This window comes from Cellulomonas sp. S1-8 (assembly GCF_026184235.1).
Taxonomy (GTDB): Bacteria; Actinomycetota; Actinomycetes; order Actinomycetales; family Cellulomonadaceae; genus Cellulomonas.
The window spans coordinates 427123-447167 of the sequence record NZ_CP110806.1 but is presented as its reverse complement, the minus strand read 5'-3'; the positions used below and the strand labels follow the sequence as shown (position 1 = coordinate 447167).

General features: G+C 75.2%; 21 protein-coding genes. 8 read left to right on the top strand and 13 right to left on the bottom strand.

The features are described from left to right. Nucleotides 1-59 precede the first annotated feature (59 nt). The 3 genes from OKX07_RS02085 to OKX07_RS02075 are packed head-to-tail and all read left to right on the top strand — an operon-like array spanning nt 60 to nt 1609. Nucleotides 60-602 (top strand): AAA family ATPase, encoded by a 543-nt coding sequence (locus tag OKX07_RS02085; protein ID WP_265630216.1) that lies wholly within the window; start codon nt 60-62, stop codon nt 600-602. A 51-nt stretch (nt 603-653) separates the two neighbouring features. Continuing rightward, nucleotides 654-1175: a GNAT family N-acetyltransferase gene (locus tag OKX07_RS02080; protein WP_265630215.1), complete on the top strand. Its 522-nt coding sequence runs from the start codon at nt 654-656 to the stop codon at nt 1173-1175. An 11-nt stretch (nt 1176-1186) separates the two neighbouring features. Next, nucleotides 1187-1609, top strand: coding sequence for a RidA family protein (locus OKX07_RS02075; protein WP_265630214.1), 423 nt, complete (start codon nt 1187-1189; stop codon nt 1607-1609). Between the two features lie 28 nt (nt 1610-1637). Here the strand turns inward: OKX07_RS02075 and OKX07_RS02070 are convergent, their stop codons facing one another. After that, on the bottom strand, nt 1638-2102 hold the full coding sequence (locus OKX07_RS02070) for a group II truncated hemoglobin (RefSeq protein WP_265630213.1): 465 nt from the start codon (nt 2100-2102) through the stop codon (nt 1638-1640). Nucleotides 2103-2322: 220 nt separating this feature from the next. On the opposite strand from OKX07_RS02070, the gene OKX07_RS02065 reads away from it, so the two are divergent. Next, nucleotides 2323-3168, top strand: a complete 846-nt coding sequence (locus OKX07_RS02065) for an alpha/beta hydrolase (protein WP_265630212.1) — start codon at nt 2323-2325, stop codon at nt 3166-3168. A gap of 40 nt (nt 3169-3208) precedes the next feature. On the opposite strand, the gene OKX07_RS02060 is transcribed toward OKX07_RS02065, so the two are convergent. Then, the gene (locus OKX07_RS02060) at nt 3209-3979 is read right to left on the bottom strand and encodes a TetR/AcrR family transcriptional regulator (RefSeq protein ID WP_265630211.1); all 771 of its coding nucleotides are present in this window, start codon (nt 3977-3979) and stop codon (nt 3209-3211) included. A gap of 124 nt (nt 3980-4103) precedes the next feature. Here OKX07_RS02060 and OKX07_RS02055 point away from each other — a divergent pair, with 124 nt between their 5' ends. Further along, complete coding sequence (locus OKX07_RS02055) at nt 4104-5096, top strand: hypothetical protein (protein ID WP_265630210.1); 993 nt, start codon at nt 4104-4106, stop codon at nt 5094-5096. A gap of 192 nt (nt 5097-5288) precedes the next feature. Then, the gene (locus tag OKX07_RS02050) at nt 5289-6026 is read left to right on the top strand and encodes an SDR family oxidoreductase (RefSeq protein ID WP_265630209.1); all 738 of its coding nucleotides are present in this window, start codon (nt 5289-5291) and stop codon (nt 6024-6026) included. Nucleotides 6027-6042: 16 nt separating this feature from the next. Here OKX07_RS02050 and OKX07_RS02045 read toward each other — a convergent pair whose 3' ends face one another. Genes OKX07_RS02045 through OKX07_RS02035 form a run of 3 tightly spaced genes read right to left on the bottom strand, consistent with a single transcriptional unit; the run spans nt 6043 to nt 8334 of the window. Then, nucleotides 6043-6420, bottom strand: a complete 378-nt coding sequence (locus tag OKX07_RS02045) for an HNH endonuclease (protein WP_265630208.1) — start codon at nt 6418-6420, stop codon at nt 6043-6045. 50 nt (nt 6421-6470) lie between these two features. Continuing rightward, nucleotides 6471-7151 (bottom strand): HEAT repeat domain-containing protein, encoded by a 681-nt coding sequence (locus OKX07_RS02040; RefSeq protein ID WP_265630207.1) that lies wholly within the window; start codon nt 7149-7151, stop codon nt 6471-6473. A 40-nt stretch (nt 7152-7191) separates the two neighbouring features. Further along, entirely contained in the window at nt 7192-8334 is a 1143-nt protein-coding gene (locus OKX07_RS02035; RefSeq protein WP_265630206.1) for a hypothetical protein, read from the bottom strand. Between the two features lie 194 nt (nt 8335-8528). Between OKX07_RS02035 and OKX07_RS02030 the strand changes: the two genes are divergently transcribed. Beyond that, entirely contained in the window at nt 8529-9086 is a 558-nt protein-coding gene (locus tag OKX07_RS02030) for a hypothetical protein (RefSeq protein ID WP_265630205.1), read from the top strand. A gap of 245 nt (nt 9087-9331) precedes the next feature. On the opposite strand, the gene OKX07_RS02025 is transcribed toward OKX07_RS02030, so the two are convergent. The 3 genes from OKX07_RS02025 to OKX07_RS02015 all read right to left on the bottom strand — a co-directional run bounded on the left by OKX07_RS02025 (nt 9332) and on the right by OKX07_RS02015 (nt 13526). After that, the gene (locus OKX07_RS02025) at nt 9332-10579 is read right to left on the bottom strand and encodes an FAD-dependent monooxygenase (RefSeq protein WP_265630204.1); all 1248 of its coding nucleotides are present in this window, start codon (nt 10577-10579) and stop codon (nt 9332-9334) included. Continuing rightward, the gene (locus OKX07_RS02020; RefSeq protein ID WP_265631777.1) at nt 10576-12606 is read right to left on the bottom strand and encodes an acetate--CoA ligase family protein; all 2031 of its coding nucleotides are present in this window, start codon (nt 12604-12606) and stop codon (nt 10576-10578) included. Before OKX07_RS02020 ends, OKX07_RS02025 begins: the two co-directional genes overlap by 4 nt. 62 nt (nt 12607-12668) lie before the next feature. Next, nucleotides 12669-13526, bottom strand: a complete 858-nt coding sequence (locus OKX07_RS02015; protein ID WP_265630203.1) for a fumarylacetoacetate hydrolase family protein — start codon at nt 13524-13526, stop codon at nt 12669-12671. Nucleotides 13527-13635: 109 nt separating this feature from the next. Here OKX07_RS02015 and OKX07_RS02010 point away from each other — a divergent pair, with 109 nt between their 5' ends. Then, entirely contained in the window at nt 13636-14592 is a 957-nt protein-coding gene (locus tag OKX07_RS02010) for a PaaX family transcriptional regulator C-terminal domain-containing protein (RefSeq protein WP_265630202.1), read from the top strand. Here the strand turns inward: OKX07_RS02010 and OKX07_RS02005 are convergent. From OKX07_RS02005 to OKX07_RS01985, 5 genes are all read right to left on the bottom strand, one after another. Further along, nucleotides 14564-15472, bottom strand: coding sequence for an SDR family oxidoreductase (locus OKX07_RS02005; protein WP_416220859.1), 909 nt, complete (start codon nt 15470-15472; stop codon nt 14564-14566). The genes OKX07_RS02010 and OKX07_RS02005 overlap by 29 nt on opposite strands. A gap of 14 nt (nt 15473-15486) precedes the next feature. Continuing rightward, on the bottom strand, nt 15487-15903 hold the full coding sequence (locus tag OKX07_RS02000) for a MaoC family dehydratase (protein WP_265631776.1): 417 nt from the start codon (nt 15901-15903) through the stop codon (nt 15487-15489). A gap of 157 nt (nt 15904-16060) precedes the next feature. Continuing rightward, the gene (locus OKX07_RS01995; protein WP_265630201.1) at nt 16061-17251 is read right to left on the bottom strand and encodes a thiolase family protein; all 1191 of its coding nucleotides are present in this window, start codon (nt 17249-17251) and stop codon (nt 16061-16063) included. Next, entirely contained in the window at nt 17248-18999 is a 1752-nt protein-coding gene (locus OKX07_RS01990; RefSeq protein ID WP_265630200.1) for an AMP-binding protein, read from the bottom strand. The genes OKX07_RS01995 and OKX07_RS01990 overlap by 4 nt, the downstream gene beginning before the upstream one ends. A gap of 155 nt (nt 19000-19154) precedes the next feature. Beyond that, complete coding sequence (locus OKX07_RS01985) at nt 19155-20003, bottom strand: PaaX family transcriptional regulator C-terminal domain-containing protein (RefSeq protein WP_265630199.1); 849 nt, start codon at nt 20001-20003, stop codon at nt 19155-19157. Nucleotides 20004-20045: the final 42 nt, after the last annotated feature.

The window sequence follows — 20045 nt, the reverse complement described above, 5'->3', positions numbered from 1 at the left end:
TCCTTCGATGCAAGGCCTCCGCGCACCCCCGTCGGCGACGACGGGAGGAGGATGACGACGTGACGACCGCCCGGACCACGCTGTTCCTCATGGTCGGGCTGCCGGGGACCGGCAAGACGACGCAGGCGCGACGCCTCGAGGCCGAGCACCGGGCGCTGCGCCTGACGAAGGACGAGTGGGTCAAGGCGCTCCACGGCTCGGCGAACCCGCCGTCCACGTCGGACGTCATCGAGGGGCGGCTGATCGCGATCGCGCTGCGCGCCCTGGAGCTCGGCGTCGACGTCGTGCTCGACTTCGGCCTGTGGGCCCGGGACGAGCGCTCCGCCCTGCGGCAGGCGGCCGCGGACCGCGGTGCGGACGTGGCGATCCGCTACCTCGCGCTCGAGCCGGACGAGCAGCGCCGGCGGCTCGACCGCCGCCGGGCCGACGAGCCGGACACGACGTGGCCCATGTCCGACGAGGAGCTCGAGACGTGGGCTGCGGCGTTCGACGTCCCGACCCCGGGCGAGCTCGACGGCCGCGAGCCGCTCGGCGCCCCGCCGGCGGGGTTCGCGACGTGGGACGAGTGGCGCGGACACCGCTGGCCTCCGTCAGTCGTCTAGCACCCAGGATTCCGCTGTCCGATCGGCGGGTCGTCTGGGAGCCTCGGCGCCATGACCCCCGGACTCGCGCTGCGGCCGCTCACGGCAGCCGACGAGCGCGAGGCCTGGCGCGCGCACGACGAGCTCGCCCCTGAGGGCTTCGACTTCCTCCTCGACGGCCGACGTGACGACTGGGACGGCTACCTCGCCCACCTGGCCGCCGAGCAGGCGGGTGTGGACCTGCCGCCTGGGCGCGTGCCCGCCACGTTCCTGGTCGCCGACGTCGGCGGGGTGCTCGTCGGGCGGGTGTCCGTCCGGCACGAGCTGAACGAGGCACTCGCACGCGTCGGCGGTCACATCGGCTACGCGGTCCGGCCGGCCTACCGTCGCCGCGGGTACGCGACCGAGATGCTGCGGCGGTCGCTCGCGGTCGCCCGGTCGGTCGGCGTCGAGCGGGCGCTCGTGACGTGCGACGACGACAACGTCGCGTCCGCCAGGACCATCGAGCGGTGCGGCGGCGTGCTGCAGGACCTGGTGCCGGTGGACGACGGACCACCCAAGCGCCGGTACCGGGTGGGGACGAGCGACTCGTGAATCATGGGGCCATGCCGTCCGAGCCCGCGATCACCCTCGTCCGCGCCGAGCAGCTGACGGCGAACGCCCCGTACGCCTACGCCGCGGTCACCGCGCCCGGCCGGCTCGTCTTCACCGCCGGCGCCTGCCCCCTGGACGCCGACGGCGCCACCGTGGCCGTCGGGGACGTCGCCGGCCAGGCGCAGCAGGTCATGGCCAACCTCGTCGTCGCGCTGCAGGCCGCCGGCGCGCAGCTGACCGACGTCGTCAAGACCACCGTCTACGTCGCGTCCTCCCAGCAGGCCGACCTCGGCGCCGCCTGGGACGTCGTCCGTGCCGCCTTCGGTGAGCACGACGCCCCGAGCACGCTGCTCGGGGTCACCGTGCTGGGCTACGACGACCAGCTCGTCGAGGTGGAGGCGATCGCGATCCGTAGGGAGGCCGACGCGACCTGATCTGCCGCCCTCACCTCCCGTCCGGTCGTCACCACTCCCACACCGGCACCTCCTGGCAGGGGTGCAGGTCGTGCTCGGACCGGGCGTGCGAGTTCTGCGCGGCGACCTCGGTGCCGAACTCGAGGTACTCCACGAGCGCGGTACGGGTGCGCTCGTCGTCGGGCCAGCCCACGCGGTCCGCGGCGGCGAGGAAGAGCTCGACGAACCGCCGTCGCTGCTCCTCGTCGATGCCCAGGCCGCTGTGGTGCTCCAGGAGCGCGGGGAAGCCGCCGAGCCGCTCGGTGTAGACCCGCGGCCCACCGAAGACCTCCGCGAGGAACGCCGTGAGGTGGGGGATGTGGTCGTCGTGCCCCGCACCGAAGAGCTGCTGCAGCAGGGGGTCCGCCAGGACCGTCGGGTACCAGCTCTCGACCAGCCGACGCACGCCGGCCTCCCCGCCGACGTGCTCGTAGAGGGTCAGGGCATCGCGGGTCGGGACGTCGGACGCAGTCACGGGCAACCCCTTCCGTCCTCGCCAGCCTGGCCTGGAGACGCCGCCGTGCACAACGGCGGACGGTACGCCTCCGGCGAACGCGGGGCGCCGCGGGTGCCGTCGCCCGTGACCTCCCCGACGTCAGGCCGCCACCGCGTCACGTGGTGGCGGCTGCCCACGGGCCCGACGCCGCGCCGATATCCCCACGACGGCACGGCGGGCACGCCCTAGGGTCCGGAGCGTGTCCGCCCCGGTGCCGTACCGCCCCCTCCCCCTCGACCTCGCCGGCGTCACGTACGCGCACGGCCCCGACTCGCAGCGCGACCCCGACGTGCCGGCGGGCGAGACCGTCGAGCTGCGCCTGGACGACAGCGTCGGCTACCCCGGGACGTCGCGCCGGGTGTGGATCCACGTCCCGGCCCACGACGGCACCCCGCCCCCGGCGGCCCTCATGGTGTTCAACGACGGCGGGTGGTACCTCGACCCGGCCGGTGAGGTGCGCGGCGGGATCGTCCTGGACAACCTCGCCCACCGGGGCGACATCCCGTTCACGATCGGCGTGTTCGTCGAGCCCGGTGTCGTGGTCGGCGCCGAGCAGCCCAAGAACCGCAACGTCGAGTACGACGCCTTCGACGACCGCTACGTGACGTTCCTGCTCGACGAGGTCGTCCCGCTGGTCACCGCGCGGTACGCGGTCACGGACGACCCCGAGCAGTGGGGCGTCTGCGGGGGCAGCAGCGGGGGCAACGCCGCCTTCACCGCCGCCTGGTTGCGGCCCGACCGCTTCCGCCGCGTCGTGTGCTTCCTGTCGAGCTTCGCCCAGATGCCCGGCGGCAACCCGTACCCGGACCTGCTGCCGCGCACCGTCCGGAAGCCGCTGCGGGTCTTCCTGCAGGCCGGGCACCGTGACCTGAACTGGAACGCGCCGACACGCAACTGGCTCGCGGAGAACCTGCGGGTCGGCGCCGCGCTTGCGGAGGCGGGCTACGACGTGCGCCTCGTGCTCGGCGACGGCGGGCACAGCCCCAACCACGGTGGCGTCCTGCTCCCCGACGCCCTGCGGTGGGCGCTGGCCCCCGCCGCCTGACCCCCGGTCCCTGTCGTCTCGGTCGCCGCGACGGTGACGCTCAGTCGCCCGGCGTCAGGATCTCGTCCAGCAGCCGCTCCACCTGGTCGAGGACGTACGCGGCGTGGTCGGTGATGCCGCCCAGCTGCTGGCCCGACACCTCGAACGCGACCAGGCCCTGCAGGCGTTGGAATCCCATGACGAACAGGTAGGTCTCGTCGACCGAGAACTCGGGGAGCGCCGCGCCCGCCCGGGGTGTGCCCGCCACTCCCTGCGGTGGCGGCAGGACGGGCGTGCGCAACCGACCCGCCCGTCGGGCCGCGTCGTACTGCGCGTAGAACGCGGCGCCGACGCGCCGGGAGGCCGCGTCGGTCGGACCGCCGGGCGGCGCGACGTACCCGGGCAGGGGGTACCCCAGGACGAGCTGGTACTCGGCCGGGTGCGCGAGCGCCCATGCGCGGAAGGCGAGCGACGTGGCTCGCAGGCGGGCGCGGAGTCCCGTCGTGGGTGCGCCGTCGAGCGCGTGCTCGCAGGCCGAGGCCAGCTCGGCCCAGCACTCGGCGATGAGCAGCGTGAGGATGTCGTCCCTGCCGGCGACGTGCTTGTACAGCGACGACGGCGCGACCCCCAGGCGGCGGGCGACCTCGCGGACGACCACCTGGTCCGGTCCGCCGGTGACGAGCAGCTCGCGGGCGGCCGCGACGACGCGCTGCTCCGAGAGGCCGCGGCCACGTGTGCGGCCGGCGACGGCGGCACCGCCGTCGGCACCGTCCGGCGGTGACGGGGCGACGGCGGCCCGCCGGGCGTCGTCGTCGGACGGGCTGGGGGGCATCCCGTGAGGCTAGCGAACTTCGTTCGCCGAACGTCCGTGCCGAGGCGTAGACATGGCGAACGGTGTTCGCTAACGTCCTCCTCATCAGGCGAACACTGTTCGCCATGCCGCACCTGGAGGCCCCGTGTCCACCCTGACCGCGGCGTGGGGCATCTCCCGCGCCTACACCGTCCTGACCCTGCTGCACGTCCCGGCGGTCCCCCTCTTCCTCGTCCTCGCTCTGACTGACCCGACGACCGTCGACGGCGCCCCGCTGTGGGCCAAGCCCCTGAAGTTCGGCCTGTCCTTCCTGGCGCTCGGACCGGCGATGCTCTGGATCTACGCCCGGGTCGACCGGACCCGCGCGGTCCGGGTCCTGCTCGAGCTCACGGGGTGGGCGATGGTCCTCGAGGCCGTCCTCATCACCGGCCAGGCCGCGCGCGGCCGCGCGTCGCACTTCAACAACGAGACCGCGCTCGACGCCGTGGTCTTCACCGTGATGGGCGCCGCCGTCGGTGTCTTCGCCCTCGCCGTCGCCGGCCTCGGCCTGCTGCTGACCCGCTCGCGGCTCGGCGCAGGGCCCCTCGCGCTCGCCGTGAGGCTCGCGGTGCTGATCATGCTCGGCGGCAGCCTCATCGGCTTCCTCATGCCGGGCCCGCGGCCCGGGCAGGACGTCCAGGGCCCGCGGATCGGCGCGCACTCCGTGGGCGGCGCCGACGGCGGCCCCGGCCTGCCGCTGCTGGGCTGGTCGACCGAGCACGGCGACCTCCGGGTCTCGCACTTCCTCGGCCTGCACGGGTTGCAGGTGCTGCCGCTGGCGGCCCTGGCACTCGCGTGGCTCGCCGCCGCGCACCGCCTGGACCTGAGCCTGCGGCGGCAGCGCCTCACGGTCGGCCTGGTCGCGACCGCCTGGGCCGGGCTCACGGTCGTCGCGCTGGTGCAGGCGCTGCGGGCCCAGCCCGTCGTCGCCCCCGACGGCGTGACCTGGGCGACGGGCCTCGTCCTCGTGGTGCTGCCGGCCCTCGCCGCGGCCGTCGTCGTCGCGACGGGCCGGGGGTCGGGCGCGACGCCCGAACCCGCTCACGCGGACCTGGTGGGTGCGGTGGCAGGCCCCGGCGGCGACCCCGGCCGTCCCTGACCGGTGTCGCCCGCACGGGAAGGCCGGTCGCCGAAGGCCCCTCGGGCAGCGTGGCGGCTGACGTGACGACACACCTACTGCAACATCTACTGGAGAACGGGTGTGTTGCAGTAGGTGTTGCAGTAGCCAGGCAGTGCGCGGCCCGCACCCCTGCCCGCGCGCCGCTCCCCCCAGGTGACTACCGTCGCGTGCATGACCCTCATGCAGCCTCGTGACCTCACCGGGACCGTCGTCGCCGTCACCGGTGCCTCCGCCGGCATCGGACGTGCCACCACCGAGGCCCTGGTCGCCGCGGGCGCGAACGTCGTCGTCGGGGCTCGCCGGCTCGAGCGGCTCACCGAGCTCGCCGAGCAGCTGGGCCGCGACCGCGTCGTGCCCGTGCAGATGGACGTGCGCGAGCCCGCCGACAACGCCCGCCTCGTGCAGGCGGCCCTCGACACCTGGGGCCGGCTGGACTCCGTGGTCGCCAACACGGGCATCGGCTCGTACGGCTCCGTCCTCGACGGCAGCGACGAGGACATCCGCACCATGGTCGACACCAACTTCACCGGCACCGTCTTCACGGTCCGCGCCGCCCTCCCGCCGATGCTCGCTTCCGGTGCGGGCGACGTCGTCATCGTGGGGTCCGTCGCGGGCTTCCGCTCAGGGCCCGACGAGGCCGTCTACGCCGGGACGAAGTTCGCCCAGCAGGGCTTCGCCGGCGGCATCGACCGCGAGCTGCGCGAGAAGGGGATCCGCGTCACCACGATCAACCCCGCCGGGGTCGAGACGGAGTTCGCGATCGGCAAGGGCCGGACCGAGGGCGACCCGTCGCTCGCGGAGTACCTGCGCCCGGAGATGGTGGCCCACGCGATCGTCACGACGCTGCAGCAGCCGCGCGAGATGCGGACGCAGACCTGGGCGATGTGGAGCATGGGCCAGGGCAGCTGAGGCGCAAACCGACGGGTCAGCCGATGTCGTCCGGCGACGGCAGGTCGCCGGGCGACTGCTCCGCGAGGCCCCGCCGGACCTCCGCGTGGCGCAGCAGGAACGCGCGCTCGTCGAGCTTCTTGCGCCGGAGCCACGTCGTGACCTCCGCGTTGCACTTGCTCGCGTTGCACGAGCCGCACGCCGGGACCACGTTGTCGAGCGTGTACCGACCTCCACGGGAGATCGGGAGCACGCAGTCCCGCTGCAGCGGACGGCCCGTCACCTCGCAGTAGGCGCAGCCGCCCCACGCGGCCTGCATGGCACGCCACTGCAGGTCGGTGAGGTCGTTCTCGACCCGGCTCAGCCGACGCCGGCGGCGGCGTGCGACTCGCACCCGACGCGTCGTGCTGGTCATGGGCGACAGCGTAGGAGCCGACCCGGCCGTCCGGCGGCACCTCGGGGCCGTCAGCGCGCGCCGTCCGCCAGCAGACGGGCGGCGGCCGGGAGCGGCGAGCGCTCCAGCTCCGCGCGGGCCTGCTCGCCGATGTCGGGATCGGGATCGGCGAACGCCCGGGTGAACAGCGCGGCGGCATCCACCGTCGTCGCACCGCCGGTCCGCCCGTCGAGCGGCAGGAAGAAGAGCAGCTGCTTGCAGGCCAGCATGTTCACGGCGCGGTCGACGTCGCCCAGCGCGTCGCGCACGAGCGGGTAGCCGACCGGGTCGCCGAGCTGCGCCAGGTAGCCGGCCGCGGTCAGCGGGCTGAGGTAAGGGCCGACGGGCCGCTCGAGCGCGTCCTGCAGCGCCGCGACGGCGGCCAGGTCGCCCTGCCGGGCGAGCGCGTACGCCGCGTCGACCCGCACCGCGTCGTCCGGGTCGTCGAGCAGGCCGCGCAGCCGGTCCGCCAGGGCGGGGTACCTCCAGCTCGCGTGCGCCGCCGCCGACAGCAGCGCGTCGCGCTGCGTCTCCAGGGCTGTGCGGAGCGCGTCGACGTCGCCGCCGATGCCGTTGAGCGCCAGGATCGTGTCGGACTTCCAGTCCTCGAGCCCGGTGTACTCCAGGTCGTCCGGCGGTGCGGGCAGGTTGAGGTCCGGTCCCGTGTACTCGATGTCGGGGAGCCGGATCGGCTCGCCGGTGTGCTCGCTCACGAGCGGGCTCCCCTCGTCGTGCAGCAGTCCGGCATGCCCCTCACGGCGTCGCTGCCGGTGGGGCGGGCGGCGGCGGCGCGCCCGGGTAGCTGCCGCTCGCGCCGCGGGCGCGGACGGCGTCCGCCCGCCCCCGGTACGCCGCCAGACCGTCACCGTACGCCCGCGACTCCTTCGTCTGGAGGTCCCCCGCTGCCGCCTGGGAGGAGGCGATGACCCGCCCGGGGACCTGCGCGACCAGCCGGACGATGTCGACGATCGACGTGGCGGTCTGGCTCGAGAGCCACGCCTGCGCCACCTGGGCACCGGTCGTGGCGAACCCCTGCCGCTCCCTCGCGTGGAAGTTCTCGTGGCGGAGCGTGAGGTCCTCGGCCCAGAACTGGGTCCGCGGCGGACGTCCCCCGAGGTCGCCCATGTTCGGCGTGAGGTCGCTCGCGACGGTCGCGAAGTTCGCGTGCGTGATGGCCGCGGAGGTCTCGGACGGGATGTCGGTCTTCCCGCCGGACGCGACGTTGTACGTGATGGGGTTGACCAGGGTGAACGAGACGCTGTAGGCGCCCGGCGACGGCGTGACGGTCGTCCCCGTGATGGAGAACGTGCTCCACCGCGTCGAGCCGAAGGGCGAGACCGCGCCGGACTGGGCCAGCGTCGGCGCGTACGTGATCGCGGCGCCGATGGTGTCCTGCTCGGGTGCCAGGAGGTCGCCGGGGACGACCATGTCCGGGAGCCGCACCGTCTGCCCGGGCTCCACCTCGGTCGGGACGACGACCTGCGCCAGGAGGGCGGCATCGACGACCTCCGCGCTGACCCCGTCGTCGACGACCTCCTCCGACGCGTCGTGGTCGGCCGTCGCGCCCCAGCGGCGCCGGGGCGTCCGGGGGGTGTCTCCGTCGATCGTCGAGGCATCCGGTCGCTGCGGCTCACGGCGGATGTCGACCGAGACCGTCGTCCTGAGCTCACCGGCCCGGTGCGTCGCGCCGGCCCCGTCGTCCGCCGCAACGTGGCGCGCGGCCGCGGCTGCTCCGCCGGACGGCGCGAGCGCACGCGTCACCGCGGCGTTGCCCGCGTCGCGCGGCAGGCCCGGGAGATCGGCGGCCCACGACCCGGACGTGCTCCGTCGAGCGGCAGGTGCGCCCCGCCCGCGCGCGTACCGCGGCTCCGGGTGCGCTCGAAGGCGATCGGACACCGGCGTCCTCCCCCCGTGGGACCGCCTCAGGATACCGCCGGGCCGGTCGGTGCGTCCTGCCCGCAGGGGCAGGCGACGGCAGCGCCGGCCCAGGGCGAGTCGGCGCCGCACCCTCCAGTCCGGCGCCGCCGTTGACGATGGACAGGTGCGGCTCGACCGGGACCCGGGAGCCGGCCGCCCGATCGAGGAGTGCCATGACGACCACCCGACGCCTCCCCCTCGCCTGCGTGCTCGGCGTGGCGCTGGCCCTGGCGGGGTGCGCCGGCCCGGCTCCCGAGGGTTCGATGCCGGAGCCGGATGCGACAGCGACGACCCCAGACACGACGGGTTCTGCGGCGACGGCGACGACGACCCCCGATGTGACAGCCGCCGCGGCGCCGGCGACGGGGGCCGCGCTCGACGCGGCGCTCGCCGCGTGCGCCGAGCTCGACGCGATGACGCTCCCCGGGGACGATCTCGGACTGCTCCAGGAGCAGCAGCGCGCACTCACCGTCGCTGCCGAGCACCTGCGGGTCGCGGCGGACGCCGACGCCGGCTACCTGGACGACGTCGACCTCGTGCGGGCCATGGCTGCGGGCGCCGCCGACGCCGTCGCGCTGCTCGAGGAGCACGGTGAGGACCCCGACACCTGGGACGAGACCGCGCAGCAGGCCTGGGGGGCGTACGTGTTCGCCCAGGTGGACCGCATCACGCCGATGTTCGAGCTCTGCAACACGGTAGACCCGCCCGACGGTTGGTCGCCGGAGGACTGACACCGGGCGGCCGACACCCCCCGACCGCTGCCTGACTCCCCGAAGGTCGTTGGCTACCGGGACCGAGGTTCCGGTCGGCGGACGCCCACCCCCGCCGAGCGGAACGTGGCTCCTCGAAGGGCGTCGCAATCGGGGAGTGGGGCTCCGGTCGGCGCCCCCTCCCCCGGCGAGCGGAACATGACTCCCCGATGGGGACCGCGTTCGGGGAGTCAAGTTGCGGTCGGCGGGGTGGGGTGGGGTGGGGGTCAGTAGCGGTAGGGGGTGTCTGCTCGGGGGACGCCGCGGGGGCCGTACGGGGCCTTCTCGAGCCACGTCGAGGCGTCCGTGTCGGCCGGGGCACGCTCGGCGGCCGACCGGATCCGTGCCGCGACCTCGGCGTCGGGGCGCAGGTGGGCGAGCGCCTCGCCCGCCGCGTCGCGGTTGAACAGGGCGGCGGAGCGACGAGCGAGCGCGAACGCCTCGACCGGGGTGCGCGCGGCCGGGCCCGCGGCGCGGGACGCCGCCGCGACGGCGATGGCGGCGGCCTCGGCGTCCGGGATCCCCGAGTTCAGGCCGCGAGCACCGAACGGTGCGAAGAGGTGCGCGGCCTCGCCGACGAGCAGCACGCGGCGGTGCGGGTCGGCGAAGTCGTGCGCCACCAGCTGGAGGAACTGGTAGGTCGAGACCCACGACGTGCGATCGGCGTAGCCGGGAGGCAGGACCGCGTCGAGCCATGCCCGCACCCCCTGCGGTGACGCGAGCTCGTCCGGGTCGTCGCCCTCCACGAGCTGCAGGTCCACGCGGTACCCACCGGCGAACGGCACGATCAGCACGTTGCGCCCGCCGACGGCCGGGTGGGCGTAGTGGAAGTGCCGTTCGCGCGGCAGCGTCGGCTCGTCGATCTCCGCCACGTCGACGACGACGTACCAGCCGTCGTCCTTGCTGCCCTCCATCCGCGCACCGATCTGCTTGCGCACCGCCGACCGCGAGCCGTCGGCCCCCACGACGTACGGCGCGTCCCAGCGACGCCCCTGCGCGGTGGTGAGCGTGACCCCGTGGTCGTCCGCGGCGACGTCCGCGATCTCCTGCTCCCACGCGAACGTCACCCCGGCGGCCACGGCGCGGGCCTGCAGGTACGCCTCGATCCGGACCTGCGGCAGGCTCGTGAAGTGCGGGTACGCCCCGGCGGGCGGGTCGGGGAAGGTCTTGGCGTACACCTCCTTGCCCTCGTGGAACGTGCGCTGGGTGTTCCAGTAGACGCCGTGCCCGGAGAGCTCGGCGCCGAGCCCGGGGCTGATCCGGTCGAGGATCTGCAGGCTCTGGCTGTGCGTGAAGATCGCCCGGCTGCCGGGTCGCTGACGCCCCTGCGGCCCCGCCTCCAGCACCGTGACCGGGACCCCGTAGGCGCGCAGCGCGAGCGCGGCGGTCAGTCCGACCGGCCCTGCGCCGACGACGAGGACGTCGCGGGGGCGGTCGACGTCGGCCGGCTCCGCCTCCACGGGGTGTGCGCTCACGATGACGGCTCTCCTGTCGGGGGTGCGGCCAGGACGACGGCGTCGAGGACGACCGGGCCGGCGGCCGTCATCCGGACGGGGTTGAGGTCGACCTCGGTGACGTCGCGGTGCTCGCTGATCAGGTCGCCGACGGCGCGCAGCACCCCGGCGAGGCCGGTGACGTCGACCGGTGGGGCACCGCGGAAGCCCGCCAGGACGGCGGGCGGCAACGTCCGGACCATCTCGCGGGCGCGGGCGTCCGACAGCGGTGCGAGCCGCAGGACGGGCTCGCCGCCGAGCTCGGCGGCCACGCCGCCCAGGCCGAGCAGCACGACGGGGCCGAAGACGGGGTCCCGCACGGCCCCGACGAGGAGCTCGGCGCCCGGCGCGGCCAGCTCCTCGAGCAGGTACCGGCGCGACACCCCACCGTCCGCCGGGATCGCGTCGATGGCATCGAGGGCCCGTTCGAGGCCGACGCCGTCGCCGACGCCGACGTGCACGCCGCCGACGTCGGACTTGTGCACCACGTCCGCGGCCAGCACCTTCACGACGGCCCGGCGCCCGTCCCGCACCAGCTCCACGAGCGCCGCGTGCGCCTGCGCCCGGTCGGCGGCGACCCGTCGTGCCGGGGTGCGCACGCCGTACGACTCGAGCAGCGTCTTGGCCTCGTCCTCGTCGAGCGTTCGGCCGACGGTCCGCGTCGCCGTCACGGGCGGGGCATCGACGACGGCCCGGACCCGCGCGTCGGTGACGACCGCGGCCAGCGCCGTCGCCAGGTCCCCCGGGCCCGCGAGCATCGGGATGCCGGCGGCGTCCAGCCCGCGGCGTCGCTCGGCCAGCGCGTCCGGCGGTCCCCCGCTCGCGAAGAGCACGCGGCCCGCGGCCGGTCCGAGCGCGGCGACGGGGTCGAGGGCGTCGGGCTCGTCCAGCGCGTACACGCCCAGGACGTCGACGACCGGGTCGGACGCGACGGCGGCGACCACGTCGCCGAACGTCGGCGACGGCCGACCGGTGTCCACCGGGTTGCGCTGGAAGGTCAGCGGCGGGAGCAGCGTGGCGATGCGGTGCTGCGTCGCGTCGGTGAGGGCCGGCAGGTCGATGCCCCGCGCGCCGAGCGCGTCGGTGACGACCAGGCCCGGGCCCGCCTGCCCGGTGACCAGCCCGACGCCGACGCGGTCGGCGGCGGGCAGGCGGAGCGCCCGCAGGGCCACGAGCGCCGCGACCATCTCCTCCAGGCTGTCGACGACGACGGCCCCGGCCTGCTGCAGCGCCGCGCGGGTCACCCCGTAGGAGCCGGTCAACGCACCGGTGTGCGACCGGGCGAACTCGGAGACGTCGGACCGGCCGACCTTGAACGCCACGACGGGCTTGCGCGCGGTCGTCCGACGCAGGGCGTCGACCAGCGCGGGCCCGTCGGCGACGCCCTCGACGTGCAGCCCCACGGCGGTGGTGGCGTCGTCCTGGGTGAGGAAGTCCAGCAGCTCGGGGAAGTCGACGTCGACCGCGTTGCCGAGCCCCGCACCGAGGCGCAGACCCACCCCCGCGCGGGCCAGCAGGAACGCGAGGACGAGGTTCACGCCGCCGGACTGCGCCACGACGCTCACCGAGCCCGGTGCGAGGTCGGCGACGGACGGCATGAAGTTGGCGGTCGTCCGGTCGACCGGGTTCATGAACCCCGAGGTGTTGGGCCCGAGGAGCCGGATGCCTGCCTCCCGCGCCACGCGGACGACGCGGTCCTGGATCCGCGCGCCGTCGGGGCCCGACTCCGCGAACCCGCCCGCGCACACCACGGCGGCGCGCACGCCCGCGTCGCCGGCGTCCTCGAGCGCCGCCGGGACCGCCTCGGGCGGGACGACGAGCACGGCGAGGTCCACGCCCGAGGACTCGCGCAGCGACGTGAGGACCGGGTGCCCGAGCACCTCACCGCCGCGCGGGTTGACCGGGTGGAGCGTGCCGGGGAAGTGCCGCAGCGCCTGGACCATCGCGTGGCCGGCCTTGCCCGGCCGGGCGGAGGCGCCGACGACGGCGATGCTCGCCGGACGGAACATCACGTCCAGCGGGTGCCCCGCGCGTGCGTGCGGGGCGGGGTCGGCCGCCGGCCGGACCGCCGTCACCGAGGGCCCGGCCGGTCGGCGTACGCGATCGCGCCGTCGTCCGTGACGCCGACGTCGAGACGACCGAGGCCCTCGATCTCGACCGTGACCCGCTGCCCGGCAGCGATCGGGCCGACGCCGGCGGGGGTGCCCGTCGCGATGATGTCACCGGGGTGCAGCGTCATGACGTGGCTCGTGTAGGCGATGAGCTCGGCCACGTCGTAGAGCAGGTCCGCCGTGGACGCGTGCTGCCGCAGCTCGCCGTCCACCCAGCAGCGCAGGTCGAGCGCCCCGGGGTCCGGGACCTCGTCGGCGGTGGTCACCCACGGGCCGAAGGGCGTGAACGTGTCGAAGGACTTGCGGGTCGAGCGGTCCTCGCCGGAGCGGACGGTGATGTCCAGGACGGGCGCGTACCCGAAGACGTGGGCCAGGGCGCGCTCGGCCGGGACGCGGCTCGCGGTCCGCCCGATGACGACCCCCAGCTCGCCCTCGTGGTCGGTGCGGACGTCGAGGTACGGCAGCCGGATCTGCTCGGCCGGCCCGATGACCGACGAGCTCGCCTTGAGGAAGACGCCGTAGTCGGCGATGGTGCGCTGCTCGCCCATCTCGGCCTGGTGGTCGCGGTAGTTGACGGGGGCGCCGACCACCTTGCCCGGCCGCGCGATCGGTGCCGCGAGCCGGCCGACGTCGAGCGGCTGCGACGGCCACGCGTCGAGGTCGAGCGCCTGGAGCTCGGCGATCGACCCGCCGTCGTCGAGGAACGCCAGCAGGGGACCGCCCGCGCCGGGCCGCAGCCCGAGCGCGTCCGTCACGTCGACCGACCGGTCGCTCAGCACGACGTGCAGGCGTGCGTCGACGGTGCTGGCTAGCCTCATCGTCGTGGCTCCCGAGCTGGTGGTGAATGTGACATCACTATCTGCGGGCGGCGTAGAATGTGTCAAGCATTGCCGCAGCGGGAGGCGACCGGCGGGAGGGGAGCAGCACGTGGCTGGGACGAGCGAGGGCGGCACGAGCACGCCGCGCACCCGTCAGGGCTCCCCGCCGAGCCTGCTCCTGACTCTCCTCGGCGACTACTGGTGGGGCCAGGAGGACCCGCTGCCGTCGGCCGCGCTCGTGGACCTCCTCGCCGACTTCGGTGTCAGCGACGTGGCCGCGCGGGCCGCGCTCAGCCGCATGGTCAAGCACCTGCTGCTCGTCTCGACCCGCAGCGGCCGCCACACGTTCTACGCGCTGACCCCGCGCGCCCAGGCCGTCATGCGCAAGGGCGCCGAGCGCATCGTGGCCTTCGGCGCCGGGGACGGGGCCGACTGGGACGGCCGGTGGAGCCTCGTGGCCTTCTCGGTGCCGGAGACGAACCGCTCGGCCCGCGAGGCGCTGCGCACGCGGCTGCGCTGGCTCGGCTTCGCACCCCTCTACGACGCGCTGTGGATCTCCCCGCACCCGCGCCACGACCAGGCGCTCGCCGAGCTCGGGGACCTCGGCGTCACCCACGCCACCGCCTTCGTCGCCACCTCCCCCGCGCTGCCCGGCGCGACCCTGGCCCCCCAGAGCGCCTGGGACCTCGACGGCCTTGCGGACCTCTACCGCACCTTCGTGGCCGCCTGGGAGCCGACGCACGCCGCACTGGGCAAGGGCGCCATCTCCCCCGTCGACGCGCTCGTCAGGCGGACCGAGCTCATGGACGCCTGGCGGGCCTTCCCGGGCCTGGACCCGGACCTGCCCCGCCGGCTGCTGCCCACGGACTGGCCGCGGGACCGGGCGCGGGACCTGTTCCGGGACACCTACGAGCAGCTGGGCGCACCCGCCTCGGTGCGGGTCCGGCAGGTGATCGGCGCCTACTCGCCCGAGCTCGCCGACCGGGTCGTCCAGTTCTCCGTCGTCTCCGACCCGCCGGGTCCGCGACCCGCGCCGGTCACGTCAGGTCGAGCGGGGGCAGCGTGATCCCGCTGGGCTGGACGTGCGGCGCGAACTCGCTCTCCCACGACGCGGCGATCGCCTCGGCCGTCCACCCGCCCTCACGGAACGCGACACCCCGCTCCTGCGGGACGGAGTAGACGGACAGCTTGTCCCCGCCGATGCCGATGGCCTGCCCGGTGACGTCCGCGGACGCGTCGGAGGCGAGCCAGACCACGAGCGGCGCGACGTCCTCCGGTCCGCCCAGCGCGTGCTCCTGGCGCACCACCCGCGGCAGGGGCTCCCCCCGGTCGTACGCCGCGGCGACGTCCGCGTAGACGGGGATGGTCGCGGTCATCGCCGTAATCGCGGTCGGCACGACGGCGTTCACGGTGATCCGGGCCCGCGCCAGCTCGAGCGACCACGTCCGGGCCATGGCGACGACGCCCGCCTTGGCGGCCGCGTAGCTCGTCTGACCGAAGTTGCCGTGCTGACCGGCTGGCGAGCCCACGAGCACGATCCGGCCGCCCTCCCCGCGCTCGCGCATGTGGACGGCGGCGGCCCGGGCGCAGGTGAACGTCCCCCGCAGGTGCGTGTCGATCACCAGGTCGAAGTCCTCGTCGGTCGTCTTCCACAGCACACGGTCACGCAGCACACCGGCGTTGGTGACGAGCACGTCGAGCCGTCCGAACGCCTCGACCGCGGCGGCGACGAGCCGGTCGGCCGTCGCCGTGGGACCCACGGGTGCGACGACCGCGACGGCCGACCCGCCGTCGGCGACGATCGCGTCGACCGTCGCCTGCGCCGCCTCGGCGTTCACGTCGTTGACGACCACCCCGGCCCCGGCGGCGGCCAGTGCCCGCGCGTACGCCCGGCCCAGCCCCTGCCCGCTCCCGGTCACGACGGCGGCGCGTCCGGTCAGGTCGATGCCCATCGTCCCGCTCATGAGTAGTACCGCACGATCATGACGGCGACCGCGGCGGGCTTGGCCTGCCCCTCGGCCTCGAACGTGTTCTCGAAGACCGCCTGGTACCCGCCGGGCACGTCGGTGACCGACGTCAGCGTCGACGTCACGCGGATGCGCGACCCGACCCGCACCGGCGCGGGGAACCGCAGCCGGTCGAGCCCGTAGTTCACGCCGGTGCCCACGCCCGTCACCTCGACGAGCTCGGCCATGAGCGGCACCACGAGGGCCAGGGTGAGGTAGCCGTGGACGATCGTGCCGCCGAACGGCGTGCCCGCCGCGTACTGCGGGTCGAGGTGGATCGGGTTGTGGTCGCCCGTGAGGTCGGCGAACCGGTCGACCTGCTCCTGGGTGATGGTGCGCCAGGACGACGGGCCGAAGGTCGTCCCGGCCATCGACGCCAGGTCGGGCAGGGCGACCAGCGTCAGGCCGGGGGTCGTGGGGGCTGGGGACGCGGGGGCTGCGGGCTCGGGGGCTGCGGGCTCGGGGGCTGCGGGCTCTGGGGTCATCGGTCGCTCGCTCTCGTGAGGGTGGTGGGCGGGACGGGGGCGGTCATCCGTCGACCCGGACGACGACGGCCCCGGCCGAGTCGCCGGCGGCGCAGCCGGTGAACAGGCCGACGCCGCCGCCGCGGGCGTGCAGGGCGTGGACGAGCTCGGTGACGGCGCGGGCGCCGGTCGGACCCTGCGGGTGGCCGTAGACCAGCGAGGACCCGTACGGGTTCATCCGCTCCAGCGGGTAGCCGGTCTGCTCGGCGAACCACAGGTCGTTGACCGCGAACGGGTTGTGCGTCGTCACCACGTCCACGTCGGCGACCTCCAGGCCCGCGTCCGCGAGCGCGCGCAGGGCGGCGGGCACGGGCGCCCGCGGCATGTACGCGGGCTCGGCGCGGGCGAACCCCGTCGCCAGGACCTGCGCGGTGACCCCGTCGCGGCCGAGCTCGCGTGCCCGTGCGGCGCTCGCGACGACCACACCGGCGCACCCGTCGGCCGGGTGCGTCTGCGCGCCGAACGTCACGACGCCGTCGGGCGCCACGGGGCGCAGCCGGGCCAGGCCCTCGGCCGTCGTCGGGAAGACCCCGTGGTCCGCCTCGAGCCAGTCGTCCCCCCGGCGCCCCGGGATGCGGACGGGCACCATGTACGCGCGCTGGATCGCGCGGTCGTCGGCGAGCGAGCTGCGGTACTGCTCGTAGCGCAGCAGCGCGACCTCGTCGACCTGCTCGCGGGTGTAGCCCGCGGCCCGCGCGGTGTTCTCGGCGGTGTCGTTCATGCTCTGGCCCGTGGTGGGGTCGAGCGTCATCGGGTCCAGCACCCAGTGCTCGCTCACCGGTGCGCCGCCGGGCCCCCGGCCGCTGCTCCAGAGCATGAGCGGGCCGTTGCTGGTGCGGTCCGTGATCACGCCGATCGTCGTCGTGTGCGCGCCCAGCTGCACCTGGGTGGCGAGGTGCTCGATGACGGCCGCCGACGTCGCGCAGGCCCGGGAGATCCACGGCCCGCCGTGGTCACCGGCCCCCAGGCGGCGGGAGACGAGGGTGACGCCGTAGAAGGAGTGCTGCTGGGGGACGGTGCACCCCAGGGTCCACTCGGTGATCTCCTCGGGCGGCAGCCCCCGGTCCGCCAGGGCGCGGCCGGTGACGTCGACCGCCATGTCCAGGCTGTTGAGCTCGGCGAGCGGCCCCTGCCACTTGGCGAAGGGCGAGGTCCAGCTCATGCCGAACGGGATGTGCGCGTCGGTGAACCTCATCGGGTCCTCTCCGGGGGGCCTGGGGCCGAGTCGGGGGCGGGGTCGGGGCCCGGGTCCGCGGGGGGCGGCACCTCGCTCAGGTCGGCGATGCGTCGCCGCAGCCGGTGCATGTCGACCTTGCCGCTAGGGCTGCGCGCGAGCTCGTCGACCACGTACAGCCGCCGCGGCTTCTTGTAGCCGGCCAGCCGCCGGCCCACCTCGTCCTGCACCTGCCCGGCCGTCAGGACGGTGCCGGGGGTGACGACGACCACCGCCGTGACCACCTCGCCCCAGCGCGGGTCCGGCAGACCGAGGACGACCGCGTCCACGACGCCCGGCAGCGCGAGCAGCACCTGCTCGACCTCGCCGGGGAACACCTTCTCCCCGCCCGTGTTGACGACGCCCGAGCCGCGGCCGAGCAGCTCGACGTAGCCGTCACCCAGCACCCGGACGTAGTCGCCCGGCATCACGTGGCGCACCCCGTCGATCTCGGGGTACGTCTCCGCGGTACGCCGCGGGTCCCCGTGGTACCCCAGCGGCATCGGGCCGCGGTAGGCGAGCACCCCCGTCGCCCCGACCACGTCCTGCACCTGCTCGAGCTCGGGCGACAGGACGACGGCGCCGGGCGCGAGGCGGGGGCGGCTCGGCAGGTCGTCGGGCCCCCGCACCACGCCGTAGGCGAACGGCCCGCCCTCGCTCGACCCGACGATGTCGATCAGCGTCGCCCCGGGGGCGTGGGCGAGCAGGCGCCGCTTGAGGTCGTCGGACCACACCATGCCGGAGCTGAGGACGGTCGTGAGCCCGGAGACGTCCGCGCCGTCCCCCGCGTCCAGGACGTCGACGAGCGGCCCGACGACGGCGTTGCCCGCCACGACGAGACGCGTGACTCCGTGCTCCTCGACGGCCCGCAGCGCCGCACGCGGGTCGAACCGCGCCGTCGGCAGGAACACCACGGTGCCCCCGAGGACCACCGCGTTCATGACGTTGAACAGCGCGGTCGCGTGCATCATCGGCGGCAGCGGCAGGCACACCGTCCGGGGCAGGTCCTCGCGCGCGGCGATCGCCGTGACGTCGTCCAGGGAGGCCGGGGGGTCGACGGGCAGGGTGCCGTAGATCGAGTACAGCTGGCTGTCGAAGAGGTTGCCGTGGGTCCACACGACGGCCTTGGGCCGGCCGGTGGTGCCGCCCGTGAACATGAAGATCCTGTGCTCCGGTCCGCGCGGCTGCGGGGGGAGCGGCGCGGCGTCGAGGGCCGCGGAGAAGGGCATCCCGGGGGGCGGGGGGACGTCGTCGGGCGGGGGGACGGGCCCGTCGGGGGGCGGGCCGTCGGGCGCGCCGTCCGGCACGACGAGGACGAGCGCGGGGAGCGCGACGTGGCCGGCGGCGTCCCGCACCGCCGCCGCGAGGCTGCTCGGGTGGACGAGCGCGGCAGGGCTCGAGGCCTCGAGCAGCTGGGCGAGCTCGGCGCCGTGGTAGCGGTAGTTGATGTTGACCGGGATCGCGCCGATCTTGTACGCGGCGTACAGCGTGATGAGGTACTCGACGCGGTTGTACATGAAGATCGCGACGGTCGAGTCCACCCCCAGGCCGTGCGCGACGAACGTCGCGGCCAGGCGCGCGGCCATCTCCTCGAACGCGGCGTAGGTGACCGCCGCGCCGTCGGCCCGCACGGCGACACGGTCCGGTACGGCGCGTGCCACGGCGTCCCAGATCGTCGCGTAGTTGGCGCGATCGAGGTCACCGGACGACGGCGACGGGACCTCTGCCACTGCTCACATCCTCGTGGGCGGGCCGCGCTCGCGACGCGGCGGTGCGATGACGTGGCGATCGTGCCCGTCGCGACCCGCGGACGTCAACCATTCTGGTGACGATCGTCAGAAGGATGTCGAACGACGGCGTCCGAGCGCCGGGCGCAGGGCCGGGCTCAGCCCTCGAGCCGTCGGGCCAGCTCGGCGCGGGCCGGCCCCGCGAGGGCCGCGTGCAGGCGGCGGAACGCCTCGACCGACCGCGCGGCCGGCCAGTCGGGCGCGAGGTGCTCGGGCGGGAGTCGCGGCACCGCCCGCAGCAGGTCGAGCCAGTCGGCGACGAGCGCCGTGACGTCGCGCAGCGCCCCTGCCGCGTCGGGCTCCGCGCCCTGCCAGCGGTCCTGGAACTGCTCGTGCCGCGCCCTCATGGCCTCGAGCCGCCAGGCCGTCCGGACGCTTCGCGCAGCCGAGAACCCGGGGACCTCGTGGGCACGGAACGCGAGCAGCTCCAGCTCGTCGTCGTCGCGTCCGTCGTCGTGCACGCCGCCCAGGGCCCGCGCGACGTCGACCTCACCCGGCGCGATCCACAGCCCGTCGCGCAGCAGACCGAACCCGGCCCAGGTCAGCTGCGCGCGCACGCGGTGCCGCACGTCGCGCCGGCTCTCCGGCACGGAGAAGCTGACGAGCGTCCAGCCCGTGCCGCGCGGTGCGAAGGGGTCGTCGTCGAAGACGCGGTCCCGCGCCTCCCCCAGCACCCGGACGCTCTCCGGCGTGAGCACGTAGGAGACGGTGCGCCCGGCGCGCACGGGGGCGAGCAGCCGGCGGGCCGTCATCCGGGTCAGCGCCGCGCGCGTCGCCGCCTCGCCGACGCCGAGGTCACCGAGCACGGCGATCAGCACGGACGCCGGCAGGGGGCCCGCCCCGCCGGCCACCATGAGCTCGCCCGTGAACGCGAGCAGCAGCTGCTCCGGCCGTCGCCGGACCGTGGCGCGGCCCCGCTCGAGCGCGTCCTCGGACGGCGTCGACATGCGCGCGATTCTCGCACGCCGTCGGGGGACATCCCGGGCACC